Annotated in this window: 16 protein-coding genes; 8 read left to right on the top strand and 8 right to left on the bottom strand. The window is 73.3% G+C overall.

The window, feature by feature from the left end; translation table 11 throughout:
* Positions 1 to 8: 8 nt before the first annotated feature.
* Genes arfA through J2S44_RS31600 form a run of 3 tightly spaced genes read left to right on the top strand, consistent with a single transcriptional unit; the run spans position 9 to position 5,939 of the window.
* Positions 9 to 1,502: an arabinosylfuranosidase ArfA gene (gene arfA / locus J2S44_RS31610; protein ID WP_310421317.1), complete on the top strand. Its 1,494-nt coding sequence runs from the start codon at positions 9 to 11 to the stop codon at positions 1,500 to 1,502.
* A gap of 32 nt (positions 1,503 to 1,534) precedes the next feature.
* A complete protein-coding gene (locus J2S44_RS31605; protein ID WP_310421315.1) occupies positions 1,535 to 2,683 on the top strand; it encodes a GDSL-type esterase/lipase family protein in 1,149 nt (382 codons plus the stop codon).
* 37 nt (positions 2,684 to 2,720) lie between these two features.
* The gene (locus tag J2S44_RS31600) at positions 2,721 to 5,939 is read left to right on the top strand and encodes a S8 family serine peptidase (protein ID WP_310421312.1); all 3,219 of its coding nucleotides are present in this window, start codon (positions 2,721 to 2,723) and stop codon (positions 5,937 to 5,939) included.
* A 178-nt stretch (positions 5,940 to 6,117) separates the two neighbouring features.
* Here the strand turns inward: J2S44_RS31600 and J2S44_RS31595 are convergent, their stop codons facing one another.
* Complete coding sequence (locus J2S44_RS31595; RefSeq protein WP_310421310.1) at positions 6,118 to 6,573, bottom strand: PH domain-containing protein; 456 nt, start codon at positions 6,571 to 6,573, stop codon at positions 6,118 to 6,120.
* Between the two features lie 67 nt (positions 6,574 to 6,640).
* Between J2S44_RS31595 and J2S44_RS31590 the strand changes: the two genes are divergently transcribed.
* Complete coding sequence (locus tag J2S44_RS31590) at positions 6,641 to 7,156, top strand: DUF4262 domain-containing protein (RefSeq protein WP_310421308.1); 516 nt, start codon at positions 6,641 to 6,643, stop codon at positions 7,154 to 7,156.
* A 95-nt stretch (positions 7,157 to 7,251) separates the two neighbouring features.
* Here the strand turns inward: J2S44_RS31590 and J2S44_RS31585 are convergent, their stop codons facing one another.
* Entirely contained in the window at positions 7,252 to 7,623 is a 372-nt protein-coding gene (locus tag J2S44_RS31585; protein WP_310421306.1) for a DUF4267 domain-containing protein, read from the bottom strand.
* Positions 7,624 to 7,709: 86 nt separating this feature from the next.
* On the opposite strand from J2S44_RS31585, the gene J2S44_RS31580 reads away from it, so the two are divergent.
* Both J2S44_RS31580 and J2S44_RS31575 read left to right on the top strand, forming a co-directional pair.
* Positions 7,710 to 8,285, top strand: coding sequence for a TetR/AcrR family transcriptional regulator (locus J2S44_RS31580; RefSeq protein ID WP_310421304.1), 576 nt, complete (start codon positions 7,710 to 7,712; stop codon positions 8,283 to 8,285).
* Between the two features lie 195 nt (positions 8,286 to 8,480).
* Positions 8,481 to 9,371, top strand: coding sequence for a hypothetical protein (locus tag J2S44_RS31575; RefSeq protein WP_310421302.1), 891 nt, complete (start codon positions 8,481 to 8,483; stop codon positions 9,369 to 9,371).
* A gap of 72 nt (positions 9,372 to 9,443) precedes the next feature.
* Here J2S44_RS31575 and J2S44_RS31570 read toward each other — a convergent pair whose 3' ends face one another.
* The 3 genes from J2S44_RS31570 to J2S44_RS31560 form a co-directional block, all read right to left on the bottom strand.
* Positions 9,444 to 10,178 (bottom strand): amino acid ABC transporter ATP-binding protein, encoded by a 735-nt coding sequence (locus J2S44_RS31570; RefSeq protein WP_310430014.1) that lies wholly within the window; start codon positions 10,176 to 10,178, stop codon positions 9,444 to 9,446.
* Between the two features lie 599 nt (positions 10,179 to 10,777).
* Positions 10,778 to 11,629, bottom strand: coding sequence for an amino acid ABC transporter permease (locus J2S44_RS31565; protein WP_310421299.1), 852 nt, complete (start codon positions 11,627 to 11,629; stop codon positions 10,778 to 10,780).
* The gene (locus J2S44_RS31560) at positions 11,626 to 12,492 is read right to left on the bottom strand and encodes an ABC transporter substrate-binding protein (RefSeq protein ID WP_310421297.1); all 867 of its coding nucleotides are present in this window, start codon (positions 12,490 to 12,492) and stop codon (positions 11,626 to 11,628) included. The genes J2S44_RS31565 and J2S44_RS31560 overlap by 4 nt, the downstream gene beginning before the upstream one ends.
* A 64-nt stretch (positions 12,493 to 12,556) precedes the next feature.
* On the opposite strand from J2S44_RS31560, the gene J2S44_RS31555 reads away from it, so the two are divergent.
* Together J2S44_RS31555 and hisG are read left to right on the top strand one after the other, a co-directional pair.
* Entirely contained in the window at positions 12,557 to 12,820 is a 264-nt protein-coding gene (locus J2S44_RS31555; protein WP_306832193.1) for a phosphoribosyl-ATP diphosphatase, read from the top strand.
* A gap of 49 nt (positions 12,821 to 12,869) precedes the next feature.
* Positions 12,870 to 13,742 (top strand): ATP phosphoribosyltransferase, encoded by an 873-nt coding sequence (hisG, locus tag J2S44_RS31550; RefSeq protein ID WP_310421295.1) that lies wholly within the window; start codon positions 12,870 to 12,872, stop codon positions 13,740 to 13,742.
* A gap of 61 nt (positions 13,743 to 13,803) precedes the next feature.
* Here the strand turns inward: hisG and J2S44_RS31545 are convergent, their stop codons facing one another.
* The 3 genes from J2S44_RS31545 to J2S44_RS31535 are packed head-to-tail and all read right to left on the bottom strand — an operon-like array spanning position 13,804 to position 18,553.
* Positions 13,804 to 14,325 (bottom strand): hypothetical protein, encoded by a 522-nt coding sequence (locus J2S44_RS31545; protein WP_310421293.1) that lies wholly within the window; start codon positions 14,323 to 14,325, stop codon positions 13,804 to 13,806.
* Positions 14,322 to 15,890 carry a serine/threonine-protein kinase gene (locus J2S44_RS31540; protein WP_310421291.1) on the bottom strand — a complete coding sequence of 523 codons (1,569 nt, stop codon included), beginning with the start codon at positions 15,888 to 15,890 and terminating at the stop codon, positions 14,322 to 14,324. The genes J2S44_RS31545 and J2S44_RS31540 overlap by 4 nt, the downstream gene beginning before the upstream one ends.
* An 11-nt stretch (positions 15,891 to 15,901) precedes the next feature.
* The gene (locus J2S44_RS31535) at positions 15,902 to 18,553 is read right to left on the bottom strand and encodes a PQQ-dependent sugar dehydrogenase (protein WP_310421289.1); all 2,652 of its coding nucleotides are present in this window, start codon (positions 18,551 to 18,553) and stop codon (positions 15,902 to 15,904) included.
* Positions 18,554 to 18,626: the final 73 nt, after the last annotated feature.

The following is an 18,626-nucleotide window of genomic DNA, read 5'->3' as shown; positions in this document are numbered from 1 at the left end:
TCATCCACGTGCAGCACGCGACAGTCACGCTCGACCCCGCCTTCACCGTCGCCCCGGTGCGCCGGCGCACGTTCGGCTCGTTCGTCGAGCACCTCGGCCGCTGTGTCTACACCGGCGTCTACGAGCCCGGCCATCCCACCGCGGACGCGGACGGGCTCCGCCAGGACGTGCTCGCGCTGGTCCGCGAGCTGGGCGTGTCGATGGTCCGCTACCCGGGCGGCAACTTCGTCTCCGGGTACCGCTGGGAGGACGGGGTCGGGCCCACCCGGGTCCGGCGCCCCGACCTCGCCTGGCACACCATCGAGACCAACGAGTTCGGCACGGACGAGTTCCTGCGCTGGTGCGCGCGGGCCGGCGTCGAACCGATGATGGCGGTCAACCTCGGCACCCGCGGCGTGGCCGAGGCCGTGGACCTGCTCGAGTACACCAACCACCCGGGCGGTACGCACTTCTCCGACCTGCGCGTGGCGAACGGCAACCCGAAGCCGTACGACGTGCGGCTCTGGTGCCTCGGCAACGAGCTGGACGGCCCCTGGCAGGTCGGGTTCAAGACCGCGCGGGAGTACGGCCGGCTCGCCGCCCAGACCGCGCGCGCGATGCGGATGCTCGACCCGAACCTGACGTTCGTGGCCGTGGGCAGCTCCGGCTCCGGCATGCCCGAGTTCGGCGCGTGGGAGGCGGAGGTGCTGGCCGAGACGTACGACGAGGTCGACCTGATCTCCGCGCACGCGTACTACGAGGAGGTGGACGGCGACCTCGGCTCGTTCCTGGCGTCCAACCTGGACATGGAGCACGTGATCCGCGCGGTCACCGCGACCGCGGACCACGTCGGCGCGCGGCGCAAGTCGTCGAAGAAGATCGGCATCTCGTTCGACGAGTGGAACGTCTGGTACCTCAGCCGTTTCCAGAGCGCGCCGCCGCCGGCCACCTGGGAGATCGCGCCGCGCCAGCTGGAGGACGTCTACCACGTGGCGGACGCGGTGGTGGTCGGCAGCCTGCTGATCTCGCTGCTGCGGCACAGCGACCGGGTCGAGGCGGCCGCGCAGGCGCAGCTGGTCAACGTGATCGGGCCGATCTTCACCGAGCCCGGCGGGCGCGCCTGGCGACAGACGATCTTCCACCCGTTCGCGCAGGCGTCCGCGCTGGCCCGCGGCGAGGTGCTGCGCACCGCGGTCGACTCGCCGGTCTACGAGACCCCGAGGTACGGCGACGCGCCGCTGGTCGACGCGGTCGCCACGCGCGACGAGGAGACCGGCGCGGTCGCGCTGTTCGTGGTGAACCGGTCGATCGACGACCCGGTGCGGCTGACCGTGAACACCCGCGCGTTCGACCGGGAGCTGCGGATCGGCGACGCCACCGTGCTGGCGGACGACGACGTCTACGCCACGAACACCGCGGACGCGCCGGACCGGGTGGCGCCGCGCCCGCACCCCGGCGTCACGCCCGGCTCGCTCGACGTGGTGCTGCCGCCGGTGTCGTGGAGCGTGATCCCGCTTTCCTAAGACTTTTAGGTTTGGCGCGATATGGTTTAGGTATGATCGACGCCAATCTGCTGCGGGGTGCACTCGAGATCGAGCACACCCCGCACGGTCTCCTCCCCCACCGCCTCCCCTCCTGGGCCCTCGCACAGGCGGCCGCGCCACACCTCGCCATGGTCGAGGCGCAGCCCTCCGGCGTCCGGCTGGCGTTCCGCACCACCGCCACCCTCATCGAGCTGGACACGCTGCCCACCCGGGTCGCCTTCACCGGTGCGCCGGCCGCGCCGGACGGCGCCTACGACCTGCTGATCGACGGCGCCCTGGTGGCGCGGCGCACCGCGGACGGCGGCGACACCGTGGCGATCGACATGGCCACCGGCGCGATGACCCACCGGCCGGGCGAGGTCGCCACGCTGCGCTTCGACGGGCTGCCGGCCGGCGAGAAGGACGTGGAGATCTGGTTGCCGTACCGGGAGCGGACCGAGCTTCGCGACCTGCGCGCGGACGCGCCGATCGCGCCGGCCGCGGAGTCCGGGCGCCGGGTCTGGCTGCACCACGGCAGCTCGATCAGCCACGGCTCCAACACCGACGGGCCGTCCGCCACCTGGCCGGCGCTGGCCGCGCGCGCCGGCGGCGTCGAGCTGATCAATCTGGGGCTGGGCGGCAACGCGCTGCTCGACCCGTTCACCGCGCGCGTCATCCGGGACACACCGGCCGACCTGATCAGCGTCAAGATCGGCATCAACGTGGTGAACGCGGACCTGATGCGGTTGCGCGCGTTCGGCCCGGCCGTGCACGGCTTCCTGGACACGATCCGCGAGGGCCACCCGGCGGTGCCGCTGCTCGTGGTGTCGCCGATCCTCTGCCCGATCCACGAGGAGACGCCCGGCCCCGGCGACTTCGACCCGGCGGCGCTGGCCGAGGGACGGATGAGCTTCCGGGCGACCGGCTCACCGGACGAGGTCGCGGCCGGGAAGCTGACGCTGCGGGTCATCCGGGCCGAGCTCGCCCGGATCGTCGCGGACCGTGCCGCGTCCGACCCGCACCTGCGGTACCTCGACGGCCTGGAGCTGTACGGCGAGGCGGACGCCGAGGCACTGCCGCTGCCGGACGCGCTGCACCCGGACGCGGAGACGCACCGGCTGATCGGCACGCGGTTCGCCGACCGGGCCTTCGGGGACGGCGGCGCATTCGGTCGCGCATAACCAACAACCATTTCGCGGCTTCTCGGGTCATAGGGGTGTGACTGTCTACAGTGCATCACGTCTGCGGCGTCTGATAGCCGCGCTGACCGTGTCCACCGCGTTCGTCGCCGTGCTCCCCGGCACGGCGACGGCCGACCCGTCCCTCGCTCCCCCGTCCCCCGCTCCCCCGTCGCCCGGCGGTGACGCCCGTACCGTCACGCTGATCACCGGCGACCGGGTCACGCTGTTCCCGGGCGGGAACGTCGCGCTCGCGCGCGGCGCCGGGCGCGAGCACGTCCGGTTCGGCATCGAGCGCCTGCACGGGCGCGTGTCGGTGATCCCGTCCGACGTGCGCGGGCCGCTGCACGCCGGCCGCGTCGACCCGCGGCTGTTCGACGTGACCCGGCTGGTCGAGTTCGGCTACCACGACCGGGCACTGCCGCTGCTGGTCGCCGGCGCCCTGCCCGGCGCCCGCGCGGCCGGCTCGCTGCCCGGCGGCCTGAGCCGCATGGAGGCCTCGCCGAGCGGCGCGACCTGGACGGCGCTGACCGGCGTGTCCGCCCAGGCCCGCGGCGGTGTCAGCAAGATCTGGCTGGACGGCGTCATGCGCCCGTCGCTGGACGTCAGCGTGCCGCAGATCGGCGCGCCCGCGGCCTGGCAGGCGGGCCTGACCGGCACCGGCACCACGGTCGCGGTGCTGGACACCGGCATCGACGAGACCCACCCCGACCTGACCGGGCAGGTACGCGCCGCGCGGAACTTCGTCGCGGACGAGGAGGACGACCGCGACCTGGTCGGCCACGGCACGCACGTCGCGTCCACGATCGCCGGGACCGGCGACCGGTTCCGGGGCGTGGCCCCCGGCGCGAAGCTGCTCGACGGCAAGGTCTGCGCACTGGCCGCCGGCTGCCCCGAGTCGTCGATCCTGGCCGGCATGCAGTGGGCCGCGGAGCAGGGCGCGGACGTGGTCAACATGAGCCTCGGCGGATTCGACACGCCCGAGGAGGACCCGATCGAGGCGGCCGTCCGGACGCTCAGCGAGGAGCACGGCACGCTGTTCGTGGTCGCGGCCGGCAACTCCGGCGCGTTCGGCGAGGGCAGCGTGGAGAGCCCCGGGACCGCGGACGCGGCGCTGACCGTCGGCGCGGTGGACAGGTCCGGCAACCTGGCCGGTTTCTCCAGCCGCGGGCCGCGCACCGGCGACTTCGCGATCAAGCCGGAGATCACCGCGCCGGGCGTGGACATCGCGGCCGCGCGCAGCACCGACGCGGTCGAGATGACCGACCCGGGGCCGGCCGCGGGCTACACCACCGCGTCCGGCACCTCGATGGCGACGCCGCACGTGGCCGGCGCCGCCGCGCTGCTGGCCCAGCGGCACCCGGACTGGCCGGGCGACCGGCTGAAGTCCGTGCTGGTCGGCTCCGCCGCGCCGCACGCGTCGACGCCGGCGAGCGCGCAGGGTGCGGGCCGGGTCGACGTGGCCCGCGCGATCACCCAGGACGTCACCGTGGCACCGGCCGTGATCAACGCCGGCTTCCAGAAGTGGCCGCACGCGGACGACGAGGTGCGCTCGACCACGCTCACGTACCGCAACGACGGTGCGGCCGCGGTGACGCTCACGCTCGGCGTCAGCGGCCTCCCGGACGGGCTGGTCTCGTTCTCCGCGCCGACGGTGACCGTGCCCGCGGGCGGCGAGGCCTCGGTGCGGGTCGCCGTCGACACCCGCGGTGAGCTGCCGGACGGGTTCCTGGGCGGCGCGGTCACCGCGACCGCGGGCGACCGGGTGGTGCGCACGCCGCTCGGCGTGCAGCGCGAACTGGAGAGCTACGACGTCGGCCTGACCGTGCTCGGCCGGGACGGCGCACCGGCCGGCGACTACCGGGTGCAGCTGATCGACAAGGCGCGGCGCGCCGGATACGGTGCCTGGCCGGGCAGCGGGGAGACGATCCGGCTGCCGAAGGGCGAGTACGCGCTCGGCGCGAGCGTGGGCGAGGACACCCACCTCGCCCAGGGCAGCCTGACCGTCGACGCCGGCACCGGCTCGCTGACGCTGGACGCCCGGATCGCCGCGCCGGTCACGGTGACCGTGCCGCGCCGGGGTGCCTCGCTCGAGTCGCTGTGGGCCGGGGCCGGATCGACGTGGTACAGCACCGGCGTCGGCGCGGCCGGTGACCAGCGCGTCTACATCGGACGGCTGGGACCGGACGTCACCACGCCGGACTACAACTCGTACGTCATCGCGCGGTTCGGGCAGCGGGCCGCGGACGGCACGTACAACGGCACGCCGTACCTGTACTCGGCGTTCTACCTGACGCCCGGAAAGATGACGACCGGTTTCACGCGCGCGGCGACGCAGTCCGAGTTCGCCACCGTGGAGGCCACGCACGGCACGCAGGCCGCGGTCGACCTGGCCGCGAAGGGCAGCTTCCCGATGCACGACGCGCTCACCGGCGGCTCCTCGTGGAACTGGCTGTACCCGGCCGGGTTCCGCCGCACCGAGTACTACAACGCGGACCACGGGGTGCGCTGGGCGCCGTACTTCATGGACGCGCGGATCAACGAGGAGGGCTGGGAGCAGTACTACTCGGAGCAGTGGGCGCCGCAGGTCGGGTACCGGCCGGGCCGGACCGTCACCGAGGTGTGGAACCGCCCGGTCTTCGGGCCGGCGCTGCCGGACACCCGGTTCACCGCGATCGCCCGTGACGGCGATCTCGTCTACGCGCGCACGCCGCTGTTCGGTGACGGCGAGGGGCGCGAGGGCACCTCGGTCGTCACGTCGGCGACCAGCACGCTGTCCCGGGACGGCCAGGTGATCCGCCGGTTCCAGGGCACGTACGGCGAGTGGGAGGTGCCGGCCGAGGCCGCGGCCTACCGGCTCGACGTGACCGCCGAGCGGGGCGCGCCGCACCGGCTCTCCACCCGGGTCGACGCGAGCTGGACGTTCACGTCCGCGCACGGCACCGAGCCGCTGCCGCTGTCCACGGTGGTCTTCACGCCGCGGACCGACGCGTCCGGCGTCGCGCCGAAGGGCCGTGCGTTCAGCGTGCCGGTGCGGGTGGCCGGCCAGGCGAACTCGGCCGCGGCACCGAACCGGTCGCTGACCGTGGAGGTGTCGTACGACGACGGCGCCACCTGGACGCGGGCGACCGTCCGCAACGGCGCCGTGCAGCTGCGGCACCCGGGCACGGCCGGTTTCGTGTCGCTGCGCGCGGTCGCGGCCGACCGGGCGGGTAACACGGTCACCCAGACCGTGATCCGCGCGTACGAGATCCGCTGATCACCCGTGGGCCCGGTCCCGGACCGGGCCCACGGCCTTTGATCTTCTGGTGACCACCCGCGGAACAGACTCTTCTGGTGACCACCCGCGGAACAGACAGGGAGGCCGCCCGCGGCCGACCGGTGCCCGCGGGAGCGTGCGGACCGCGACCACGCCGGAAGCGGGTACCTGAAAAAGGTCAGGCCGGGGTGGTGGCCTTCGCGTGCAGCGCGCGCAGCGCCCGGACGCCCTGCACCGCGTACTCCCGGTCGGCCGCCTGCAGCGCCAGCACCGCCACCGACTCGTCGTCCGCCAGCTCCAGGAACGCCCACGGCGAGTGCTGGTCGAACCGGATCCGCCGGACCACGTCCCACGGCAGCTCGTAGCCGCCGAGCAGGTTCCGCACCCGGATGCCCTTCGCGTCCGCCTCGACCCGCGGCCGGGTGAACAGCAGCACGCCGGCCGCCGCCAGCACGCCGAGCCCGATCATCGCGATCTGGTCGCCGAGCTGGAAGACCGCGTCCGTCTCGTCGTTGAGCCGCCCGGACAGGCCGAGCCCGACCAGCGTGAACACGACCACCACCGCCACCGCCGTCACATAGCAGACGACACGCACCCGCTGCGGACGCAGCCGCACGACCTCGGTCTCGCTCATGCCCCGAGTGTGACAAAAGCCCAGAGCCACGAACCTGTCAGGGGTACGCCGCCGCTACCCTCACCGCGTGGATGATCAATCCTGTCGCTGCCTGCTGTGCGCCGCCCCGCCCGGATATCCCGAGGACGCCTGGGACACCCGGGACCGCACGACGGCCGCCAGGATCCGCCGGTACGGCTGGACGGTCACCGCCGTCACCGGGGGCCCGGCCTACTCCACCGGGCTGTGGCACACGTTCCGCGCCACCGAGATCTGCGTGTTCGGGCTGCCCGCCCGGCTCGGGACGCGGATCGCCGACCTGGTCGGCAACCTGCTCCGCGACGGCGACACCCTGCTCGACGGCGAACGCCGGGACGACGTCCTGACCGGGTACGACGTGGTCGTCCGCGCGGCCCGGCCGGACCGGTGCCGCGGCCTCTTCGACGCGGGCCTCGGCTTCTACCGGGGAACGCCGGTGCCGATCACGCAGATCGTCTGGCCGGACGGCGCGGGCCGCTTCCCATGGGAGCCGGGCGCGGGCGCGGGCTGCCGCGACTCCCAGCCGAGCCTGTGGCTCCCCGGGGCGGACGCGCCGTACCGGTGAGGCGCACGCGCCGAGTGTGAGGCGCACGCGCCGCGTGTGAGGCGCACGCGCCGCGTGTGAGGCGCACGCGCCGCGTGTGAGGCGCACGCGCCGCGTCACTGGGTGAACAGCAGTGACGCGCTGATCGCCACGATGACCGCGGTGCTGAGGTGGACGCCGAAGGCGGTGGCGCGGGTGCCGCCGTGACGCAGGACGATGAGCGTGTCGCCGAGCGGCACCAGCACGACGACCAGCATGAACCAGGCCGCGGCCGGCGCGCCCGCGAACGTCAGGAGGGCCAGGCCGATCAGGCCGACGGTGATGTCGCGGACGCCCTTGACCGACAGGTAGGCGCCGGCCGCCCGCGGGTCCGCGGGCACGCCGTAGCCGGCCGCGGCCGCCACCGGCGCGGCCAGGAACCGGACGCCGATCACGATGATGAAGACGTTGAGCAGGACGGCGAGGCCGTAGGCGACCACGGTGAGCATGACGACTCCTTGCTAGCAGCGCTAGATGTGAGAGCGACGCTAACACCTCGCGCCACCGAACGGCTAGCGCTGCTAGGATTTCTGTCATGTCAATCCGAGAGCGCCGGGAACGCGAACGCGTGGACCGGGAGCGACTGATCATCGGCGTCGCCCGGGAACTCGCCGAGGCCGAGGGCTGGGACGCCGTCACCACGCGCCGGCTCGCCGACCGGATCGAGTACAGCCAGCCGGTCCTCTACAGCCACTTCCGCGGCAAGGGCGCGATCATGGCGGCGGTCGCGGTCGAGGGCTTCGCCGAGTTGGCCGCCGAGCTGCGGGCCGCCCGGACCGCGGCGGCCGGCCCGCGCGCCGCGCTGGCCGCGACCGCGGAGGCGTACGCACGGTTCGCCGAGACGCGGCCGACGCTGTACGAGGCGATGTTCACCGAGACGGCCGAGCTGACGTTCGGCGGGCCGGACGCGCCGGCCGCGCTCCGGGACGCGTTCGGCGAGCTGCGCGAGGCCGTGCGGGCGGCCGGCGACGACGACGACCTCGACGTCCGGACCGAGGTGCTCTGGGCCGGACTGCACGGGCTGGTGGCGCTGACCCGCGGCGGCCGGCTGCCCCGGGACCGCCACGCCCGGCGGCTGGCCCTGCTGATCGACCGCTTCGCTCCGCACTGATCCTCCGCAAGGACCCTCCGGACCGTCCGGACCGTCCGGACCGTCCGGGCCGCTCCGGTGCCGGGCTCCGGCACGACGCGCGCTGAGCAGGCGGAACGTGCCGGGTCGTCCGATCTGGTCCGGGAACGCGCCGGTCCGGGTCCACGATGGCCTTTGCTTGTCGGGACCGTTCCGCACGACCGGCGAGGGAGAACCATGAGCACGTCCGATCGACCACGGCGGCTGATCGCCGCGCTCGCCGCGGCGCTGTGCCTGACCGCCTGCGGCGGCACCGGTGGCGGCGACGGCGGCGGCGCGGCGGGGACCACTCCGACGGCCTGGCCGCAGCCCGTCGACGGCACGCTCACCGAGGCGATGTGCGACGTGCTGACGCCGGACGACTTCCTGGCCGAGGGCGTCGACGTGCTGCGCTGGGAGACGCGTGAGAAGGCTCCGGACGTCAGCCCGAACGCCGTCCGGTGCCACGCGCTGGGCAGCCACTTCTTCTGGCTCAACCTGCAGCCGGACCCGGTGTCGGCGGACCTGTACTTCCAGTGGCTGCTGCACCAGCAGGACACCGCCCCGATCGCCGAGAACCACGTCCCGGGCGCGGACCAGAGCTGGTTCACCGTCAGCGGCACCGACCCGCAGCTGTTCGTCCGCCGGGGCTCGCTGATCTTCGGCATGCGCGTCGGCCGCATGCACGACGACACCGGCTTCGACCCGCGCGCGGCGACGGCCACGCTGGCCGGCCGGGCGCTGGAGCGGATGCCCGACGTCGGCCGGGTCGCGACCGGCAAGCCGCACGAGATGGTGCTGTCCGTCAACGGCACGAACACCGAGCAGGCGACCATCGGCTACGTCGACCCGATCGCCGTCGAGGTGGTGGAGGAGAAGGTCGACCTGCCCTGGACGAGAAAGATCCTGTTCCCCGCGTTCGGCCAGCCGATGTCGATCACCCTGGACGCCTCCGCCTCCGCCCCCGCCTCCTTCACCACACTGCCGATCGTGACGTGCGACATCACCATCGACGGCGAGGAGGAGAAGAGGAACAACGGCCCGGGCCCGTCGACGTTCTGCAACGGCTCGTACGCCGAGCCCCGCTGAGCCGGTCCGCGTGCGGCGGTCACCGGCCGTCGCGCGCGGACCGGTCCCGGGGCCTGCCGGCTCCGCCGGTCCCTAGAGGCGTCCGGCCTCGATGATCCGGCGGAGGAACTGGCGGGTGCGGGGGTGCTGGGGGGCGCCGAAGACCTGCTCCGGCGGGCCCTGTTCGAGGATCCGGCCGCCGTCCAGGAAGCACACCCGGTCCGCGACCTGCCGGGCGAACGCCATCTCGTGCGTGGCCAGGATCATCGTCATGCCCTCGGTCTTCAGGTCCTTGATCATCGTGAGGACCTCGCCGACCAGCTCCGGGTCGAGCGCGGACGTGACCTCGTCGAGCAGCAGCAGCCGCGGCGAGTTGACCAGCGCGCGGACGATCGCGACGCGTTGCTGCTGACCGCCGGAGAGCCGGTCCGGGTACTCCCGCGCCTTGTCGCCCAGGCCGACGCGCTCCAGCCAGGTGCGCGCCTCCGCCTCCACCTCGGCGCGGCGGCGCCGGTGCACGCGTTCCGGCGCGAGCGTGATGTTCTGCAGCACGGTCATGTGCGGGAACAGGTTGTAGGACTGGAACACCATGCCGATCTTCCGGCGTACGGTGTCCGGGTTGGTCCGGGGATCGGTGATGTGCTCGCCGTCCAGCAGGATCGTGCCGTCGTCGATCTCCTCGAGCAGGTTGATGCAGCGCAGCAGCGTCGACTTGCCGGAGCCGGACGCGCCGATCAGCACCACCACCTCGTGCTCGGCCACGTCCAGGTCGAGGTCCTGCAACACCAGGCCGCCGCGGAACGACTTGCGCAGTCCCGAGCAGGACAGCGCCGGCTGTGTCGGCACCGGCACGTAGTCCGCCTCCTGGCCCGCCGTCCGGATCGCCTGGACCAGCCCGGCCGCGGTGTCGCTCACGTCGTCCCGCACGCGCCGGCCGCGCCGCGCCGACGGCTCGTCACCCGGCTCCGCCGCATGCCGCGACCGGCGCGGCCGCTCGTCCACCAGCCGCGTGTCCCGTTCCGCGGTGCTCTCCTCGACGGGCATGCGACGGTACGGGTCGGCACCGTCCTGGCCGGAGGCAACCGATGAACCCTCGTCGCGCGTCGCGAACCGGGCGTACCCGCCGGACGGGGACTCCGTCTCGTCACCCTGGCGCTCGCTGCGGCGCCGGCCCCGGCTGTTCGGCGTGGGCGCGTCGTAGAGGCTCCCGTCCGTACCCTCGGACGGCTCCGGCGGGTTGTCCGGCACGGCCGGGAACGCGCCGGTCGATCGGCGCAACGCCCGCTCCCGGGCCCGCTCGCGTCGCTGCCGGGCCGCGTCGAAGTCCGCCACCCGGGTCTCGTCGGTGCGCTCCGGGGTCTGGTCGAGCCGGTCCCGCTCCAGCTGCTCGCCGAAGCTCAGCTCGTCGCCGTCGTCGCGTGCCATCGTCACCGCCCGCCCGCGTTCTGCCGCCGCGCCGCGCGCAGCGTCACCAGGTCCGTCACCGCGATCAGCGGGATCGCCAGCAGCACGAACAGCACGGCCGCGACCACGTACGGCGTGAAGTTGAACGCGTTCGCGGTCTCGATCTGCGCGGCCCGCACCGCGTCGACCAGCCCGGCCACCGACACCAGACCCACGTCCTTCTGCAGTGCCACCATGTCGTTGAGCAGCGGCGGCGCCACCCGCCGCACCGCCTGCGGCAGCACCACGTGCCGCATCGTCTGCCGGTAGGTCAGCCCGAGCGACCGGGCCGCCGACCACTGGCTCGGGTGGATGCTCTCGATGCCGGCCCGGAACACCTCGGCGAGGTAACCCGCGTACGTGATGATCAGCGCGATCGCGCCCAGCACCAGCACGCTCGGCGTGCCCTGCAGGCGCAGTCCCGGCACGCCGAAGGTCAGCAGGTACAACCCGATGATCAAAGGCATGCCGCGCAGCGTGTACGTGTACGCGGTGGCCAGCGCGCGCAGCGGGAACAGCACCGCGCCCTTGGTGGTCCGCAGCACCGCGATCAGCAGGCCGAGCAGCAGCGCGCCGATCGCGCAGGCGACCAGCAACCGGACGTTCAGCCACAGCCCGCGCAGGATCGCCGGCAGCGAGTCGATCGCCACCCCCGGGTCGAGGAACGACGCCTGCACGCGCGGCCAGCCCGGTGAGCCGGTCACCAGCACCACGACCAGCACACCCACGACCGCGGTGGAGACCGCACTGATGATCACCGACCGGATCGACTGCTTCCGGCGGTAGGCGACGCGCGCCCGCTGTATCTCGCTCGGCGTGTGGACCTCCGCCGTCATGACAGCTCGGGCGCGCCCGCCACCTGGGCGAGCCACTGCTTCTCCAGCGCGGTCAGCGTGCCGTCGGTGCGCAGCGCGTCGACGGCCTGGGTCACGCAGCCGGTCAGCGACGAACCCTTGTCGAGCACGATGCCGAAGCCCTCCGGCGTGCCCACCTGCGGGAACTGGCCGACGATCTTCGCGTCGGTGAGCTCGGCCGCGGTCATGTAGAACGCGGTCGGCAGGTCCACCACGAGCCCGTCGATCGTGCCGTTCTCCAGCGCCTGCTTCGCGTCGTCGTTGCTGTTGAACACCTGCGCCTGCTGGCTCGGCTTCACCAGGTCGGTGATCGCCTGGTAGCTGGTCGTGCCGACCTGCGCGCCCAGCTTCGCGTCCTTCAGCCCGGCCAGGTCGGTCACGCCCGCGATCGGCGACGAGTTCTTCGCCACGATCGCCTGCCGGACCAGGTAGTACGGCGAGGAGAAGTCGACCGCCTTGCGCCGCTCCTCGGTGATCGAGAACTGGTTGATGTCGATGTCGAACGTCTTCGGCCCCGGCGCGATCGCGCTGTCGAACCGGACCCGGGTCCACACCACGTTCTCCTTGGTGTAGCCGAGCTCGGTGGCGACCGCGTAGGCGACCGCGGACTCGAAGCCCTCGCCGCTCTCCGGCTTGTCGTCGGAGAACCACGGCTCGTACGCCGGCTGGTCGGTGCCGATCGTCAGCTTCCCGGCCGTCAGCGTCTTCAGGCTCGCCGGGTCACAGCTCTGGCCCGCCGAGGCCGCGGGTGTCGCGTCGCCACCGGACTCCTCCGGCGCGCACGCGGCCACCCCGGCGACCGTGGCGAGCAGCAGGGCGACGGCGGGCACGGAGGTTCTACGCATGGTCCGAAGCATATTGGCTGCCCGGATGCGGTGGGGCCGAAGGGGGCTGCGAGAATCGTCTCCCGTGAAGACCTTCGACGAGCTGTTCGCGGAACTGCAGGCAAAGGTGGCGGCCGGGACCCCGGGTTCGCACACCGTGGCGGCGGTCGAGCGCGGCGTCCATGCCATCGGCAAGAAGGTCGTCGAGGAGGCGGCCGAGGCGTGGATGGCCGCCGAGCACGAGGGTCCGGAGCGCGCCGCGGAGGAGATCTCCCAGCTGCTCTACCAGGCACAGGTCCTGATGCTGGCCAGCGGGCTGGAGCTGAAGGACGTCTACCGACATCTCTGATGGTGGTCGCGCCCCCTTCCCGTTCGTTCCCTGCCTGGAGTCTGTCCTGATGCTGCGCATCGCCGTGCCCAACAAGGGCGCCCTGTCCCGTCCCGCCATCGAGATGCTGCGCGAGGCGGGCTACCGCCAGCGCGGTGACGACCGCGACCTGGTCTGCCAGGACCCGGCCAACGACGTCGAGTTCTTCTACCTGCGCCCGCGCGACATCGCGGTCTACGTCGGCAGCGGCGACCTGGACCTCGGCATCACCGGCCGCGACCTGCTCCTCGACTCCGGCGCACCGGCCTCGGAGATCATGGACCTGTCGTTCGGCGGCGCCCAGTTCCGCTTCGCCGCGCGCCCGGAGACGCTGCAGTCCGTCGCCCAGATCGACGGCCGCCGGGTGGCCACCGCCTTCCCCGGCGTGGTCGCCCACTACCTGGCCGCCAACTCCCTCTCCGCGACCGTGGTACGCCTGGACGGCGCCGTCGAGAACGCCATCCGTCTCGGCGTGGCGGACGTCATCGCCGACGTCGTCGAGACCGGCGCCACGCTCCGCCAGGCCGGCCTGGTCACGGTCGGCGAGCCGCTGCTCAAGTCCTCCGCGATCCTGATCAGCCGCTCAGCAGCCGAGTCCGCCACGGCCGGCGACGCGGCCGGCGACAAGCCCGGCACCGCGCAGTTGCTCCGCCGCCTCCAGGGCGTCCTGGTCGCCCGCCGCTACGTCATGCTCGCCTACGACGTCCGCGCCGACCTCCTCGACCAGGCCACCGCGCTGACCCCCGGCATCGAGTCGCCGACCGTCTCGCCGCTGCACCGCGAGGGCTGGGTCGCGGTCCAGGCCATGGTGAAGCGCGCCGAGATGCACCGCATCATGGACGAGCTCTACGAGATCGGTGCCCGCGCCATCCTGGTCACCGACATCGCCGCCACCCGCCTCTGACCTCGGCGGTGCCGCCGGACCGGTCCGCCCGGAGCGGTCCGGCGGCAACCGGACGGACCGGTCACGGCACGTAGAGCTCGGCGAGGCGGACCGCGACGCCGTTCTCGGTGGTGAGGCGGATCAGCGGCGTGCCGTCGCCGAGACGGTCGGCGAAGTCGGTGGCGGACGTCTCGCACGAACCGGCGCCCCGGTCGTCCATGCAGGTGCCCGGGTCGGACTGGTCGACCAGCGCGAAGACCGCGGCGTCGGCGCACGGCAACGTTATCTTCGCCTCGCTGTCGGCGGTGTTCCAGGCGGAGAGGCAGCGCTTGTCGTCGGCCGGGATGTGGAACGTCTCGCAGAACTCCGGGTTGGTCAGGAAGATCACCGGCTCGACCACGACGGCCTGGCCGTTCCCCGGCGTGAACCGCAGCAGCTTCACGATCGAGTCGGTGTCGCCCCGGGAGACGTCGGTGAACGCCGGCACCGACGGGGTGGCGGACGGCACGGCGGACGGCGACGGCGCGGCGGTGGTGTCGTCCGGCGCGGAACCGCAGGCCGCCAGGAGCAGCAGCGCCGGCATCGAGATCAAGAGCTTCTTCACAGCGTACGGATCTCCAGGTCCTTGAAGGCCGCGCTGCCGTGCCGGTGGTCGGACCCGGCCTCCACGCCGAGGCGGATCCAGCCGGTGACCAGGCGGCGGTCGTCGACCGGGGCGGACGTGACGTCGGTGCCGTCCACCGCGACCGTGGCCACGTCGTCCCGGATGACCAGCCGGACCCGGTGTTCGGCACCGCCGGCCAGCGCGGTCGACGGTACCCGGACCAGCTCGTCCGCGCGGTCGTCGGCGTGCCGTTCGAAGCCGATCGTGTCCGCGCAGAGCGACAGCGCGTACCCGGTGAGGTCGTCGGTCTTCCGGAAGGCGACGAACGCGCAGCTGCCCGGCTCCAGCAGCGCCACGCCGACCGTGATCGACTGGTCGCCGGCGAACATGTCCCGCGGTCCGTCGCAGGCCTGCCAGACCGGCTCGGTGCCGCTGATGACCAGACGCCCGCCGGTGTACGCGCAGCCGGCACCGGCCGGCCACTGACCGGGCCGGGACAGCGGGTCGATGATCACCGGTCCGCTCCCGATCAGCGGCGGGTCGCTGGGCACGGTGGACGGTGCCGGTGCCGTGACCGGTTCGGTCCGCGCGCGGTACGCCCACGCGCCCGCCGCGCCGAGCACGGCCGCGGCCAGCACACCGGCGATCGCCGCGGTCGCCGGCCGGCGGGGGCGCCGGCCGCGGTGCCGCAACGCGCGGGCCGCCTGCGCCGCGCGCTGCACCTCGGGCCGCGCGGTCAGGTCCGGCCGGCTGTGCGAGCCGGTGTCCAGCAGCAGTTCGAGCAGCTCGGACGCGGTCGGCCGGTCCGCCGGGTCCTTGGCGAGCGTGCGCTCCACGATCTCGCGCAGCGGCGACTGGAGCCCGCCCAGGTCCGGCGGCCGGGTGAGGATCCGGCCCGCGGTGGCGGCGGCCGAGTCCGCGGCGAACGGCGTCCGACCGGTCCCGGCGTAGGTGACCACGGCGCCCCAGGCGAAGACGTCCGAGGCCGGGCCGATCGGGGCGGCGTCGAAGCGCTCCGGTGCCATGTAGGCCAGCGTGCCCACCATCTGGTCGGTACGCGTGTGATGGCTGGTCGCCTCGAACGGCTGCGCGATGCCGAAGTCGATCACCTTGGGCGCGCCGAGCGCGAAGAGCACGTTGCGCGGCTTCAGGTCGCGGTGAATGACGCCGGCGCCGTGGATCGCGGTCAGCGCCGTGGCCACGCCGATCGCGACGCTGTGCAGGTCGCCGCCGGACAGCGGGCCACGGTCCGCGACCACCTCGGCCAGGCTGGGCCCGTCCACGTACTCGACGACCAGGTACGGCGTGGTGTGCTCCGGGTCCGCGTCGAGCACCGCGGCGGTGCAGAACGGCGGCACCTGCCGGGCGCGGCTGACCTCGCTGCGGAAGCGGCCGCGGTACTCCGGCTCGCTCGCCAGGTCCGGCCGGATCGCCTTGACCGCGACGTTCCGGCCGTCCGCTGACCGTCCGAGGTAGACCGCGCCCATGCCGCCCTCGCCGAGCCGGCCGAGCAGCCGGTAGCCGCCGAGTTCACGCGGGTCTCCGGGGCGGAGGGGCTCCGTCATGGAGCGCCACCCTACACGGGCACCCCGCTGATGTTGAGTTCCGCCACGGCGGCCCAGCGGTTGCCGTTGACCTCGCTGAGCGCGCGCAGTCGCACGTACCGGCCGGTCTTCGCGGGGAAGGTGACGGTCTGCTCCGCGGTGGTGTTCGGCCAGGCACCGGTCGCGACCGGGGTGCCCCAGTTCGTACCGTCGGCGGAGACGTAGATCTCGTAGTTCTTGATCCGGCCGTCCGCCTTGTTCTGCCGGGGCAGGTAGTAGAGGTCCGTCACCCGGTAGGAGCCGCCCAGGTCGATCTGGATCTCGTGCGGGTGGACGACGTTGAACCAGTTGGTGTGCCAGTAGGTGTGCGTGTGGCCGTCCAGCACCCGGGTGGCCAGCGCGACCTCGGACACCACCTCCTGCGAGCTGAAGTACTTGATCTTGAAGTTGGTCCGCGGCAGCCGCTGCTTGACGTAGGTGGCGGTGTACGTGGCCGGCGCCGCCGGCGCGGTGATCACGTGGGTCTGCGCGCCACCGTCCGACCAGGCGGCGAAGCCGTAGCCGGCCTGCGGCGTGACCGCGCTGACCGTGTTCGCCGAGCCCTGGATCACGGTGACGGTGAACGGCGTGGTCCGCACGGTCGAGCCCACGGTCAGCTGCAGGCCGGGCGGGCCGGTGGCGAACGTCAGCTCGACGGTCCGCGGGTTCAGCCGGCGGGTGGTGCTCACGCTGAGCCCGCCCGCGTCGGTGGCGGTCAGTTCCAGCTCGAGGTACGACGGGTAGTCGTGGTCCGGCGCCGGGAACGTCGCGCCGCTCACGCCGTTCCACTCCTGCGCCACGTGCACGTGGCAACTGTCCACCGTGTAGCAGTGGTGCTGGAGCAGCCGCCAGCGCAGCGCGGACGCGGGCAGCGTGCCCTGCTGCGGGTCCGTGGCGTGCCCGGTGAACGAGACGCTGTCGCCGACCGCGAAGTCCGGCTGCCCACCCGGTGTGTCGATCACCGGCGCCGGTGGCGCGTTGCCGCTGGAGATCGCCACGGTCACGGTGTCCACGGCGTCGAGCGAGTCGGTGACGGTCAGCCGCGCGGTGTACGGCCGGCCGTCCGGGTACGTGTACGACGCGGTCGGCGTGGTCGCGTCGACCGTACCGTCGTCCGTGAAGTCCCAGGCGTAGCGCAGCAGGCCGTGGTCGGACGGGTCGGGGTCGGACGAGCCGGTCGCGTCGAACGCCACCGTCAGCGGCGCGGCCCCGGACGTCGGCGACGCGAACGCGACCGCGGACGGCGGCTGGTTGCCGCCGAAGTACCGGATCCGGCGCACCGTGCCGCCCGCGTCCGCGTAGTACAGGTCGCCGCCCGGGCCGATCGCCAGGTCCACCGGGTTCGCCGCCTGGGAGACGAATATTCGCCGGCCCGCCGGGTCCGGGGCACCGCCGGGCGTGGCCGGCGGCATCACCCAGATGCAGTCCCGGCTGTAGTCGGCGAAGAAGAACGCGCCGTTGTACGCGGCCGGGTAGTCGCCGCCGCCCGGCGGGTAGAACGCGGCGCCGGAGACGGACGAGCCGCCGGTCGGGCAGGTGTCGCCGGAGACCACGGAGCCGGTGTGGGCGTAGGCGTAGAACGGTGCGGTCTGCCCGCCCGCGGTGTACAGGTTCTCGCACAGCGTCAGGTTCGCGCCGTCGTACCCGCCCTGCCGGGCGCCGCCCTCGAAGCAGGGCCAGCCGAAGTTGACCGGGCCGGAGCCGGGGTTGGTCACCCGGTTGACCTCCTCCCAGGTGTTCCAGCCGACGTCGCCGAGCCAGACCTCGCTGGTCCCCGGGCGGATCGCGAACCGGAACGGGTTGCGCAGCCCGTACGCCACGATCCGGCGCGCGTTCGCGTCCGGGCTGGCGGACAGCGGGTTGCCGCCCGCACCCGCGCCGGTCGCCGGGTTCAGCCGGATCACGGTGCCGTCCAGACCGGTGGCGTCGCCGAGCGTGCGCACGTCCTGCGAGCGCAGCGCGCCACCCTCCGCACCCGGTGGTGCCATCGCGCCGCCCGGCGGGTCCGCGCACGGGTTGACCGGGTTACCGAGCTGCCCGTAGTCGGTCACGCTGTAGTTGGCGCCGTCCCCGGCGCTGGCGTAGAGCATGCCGTCCGCGCCGAAGTGCAGGTCACCGATGGAGTGGCTCGGGTACTGCTGGCACCAGTCCTGGATCAGCACGGTCTCCGCGCCGGATGCGTTCAGCCTGGACAGCCGGCTGGTGACCACGCACCGCCCGCCGACGTTGCCGCCGACGTTCGCGCAGCTGTCGTGCCAGTAGGGCGCGGTCCGGCCGGGCGGCGCGTCGTACGCGTAGAGCACGTAGACGTCCGGCACGGCCGGGAACTGCGGGTGCAGCGCCAGGCCGAGCAGCCCGCGGTCGTGCAGGTTGTGGACGTTCGCGGTGAGGTCGGCGAAGACGGCCGGCGTCGGATCCGCGAGGCTGTCGAACACCTTGACCAGGCCGGCCTTCTCCGCCACGAACACCCGGCCGTCCGGCGCGAACTCGATGTTCATCGGCTGGTTGAGCCCGCTGAACACGATCTGCTCGCGGAATCCGCCGGGCAGCGCGGCGGCGGCCCCGGCGGCCAGCGCCCGGCCCGGCTCGTGATGATCGGTATGGTCGTGCACCGCGATCGGACCGGCCGCGGTGATTGCCGCCATGGCAAAGGACAGGATGCGCCGAGCCGACCACATGGAGACCTCCCGATGATCGTGCGGGCCGCTGTTCCGACGA

It is taken from the genome of Catenuloplanes niger, from assembly GCF_031458255.1.
In the GTDB taxonomy this organism is placed as follows: Bacteria; Actinomycetota; Actinomycetes; order Mycobacteriales; family Micromonosporaceae; genus Catenuloplanes; species Catenuloplanes niger.
This window is presented reverse-complemented; position numbering and strand designations above follow the sequence as displayed.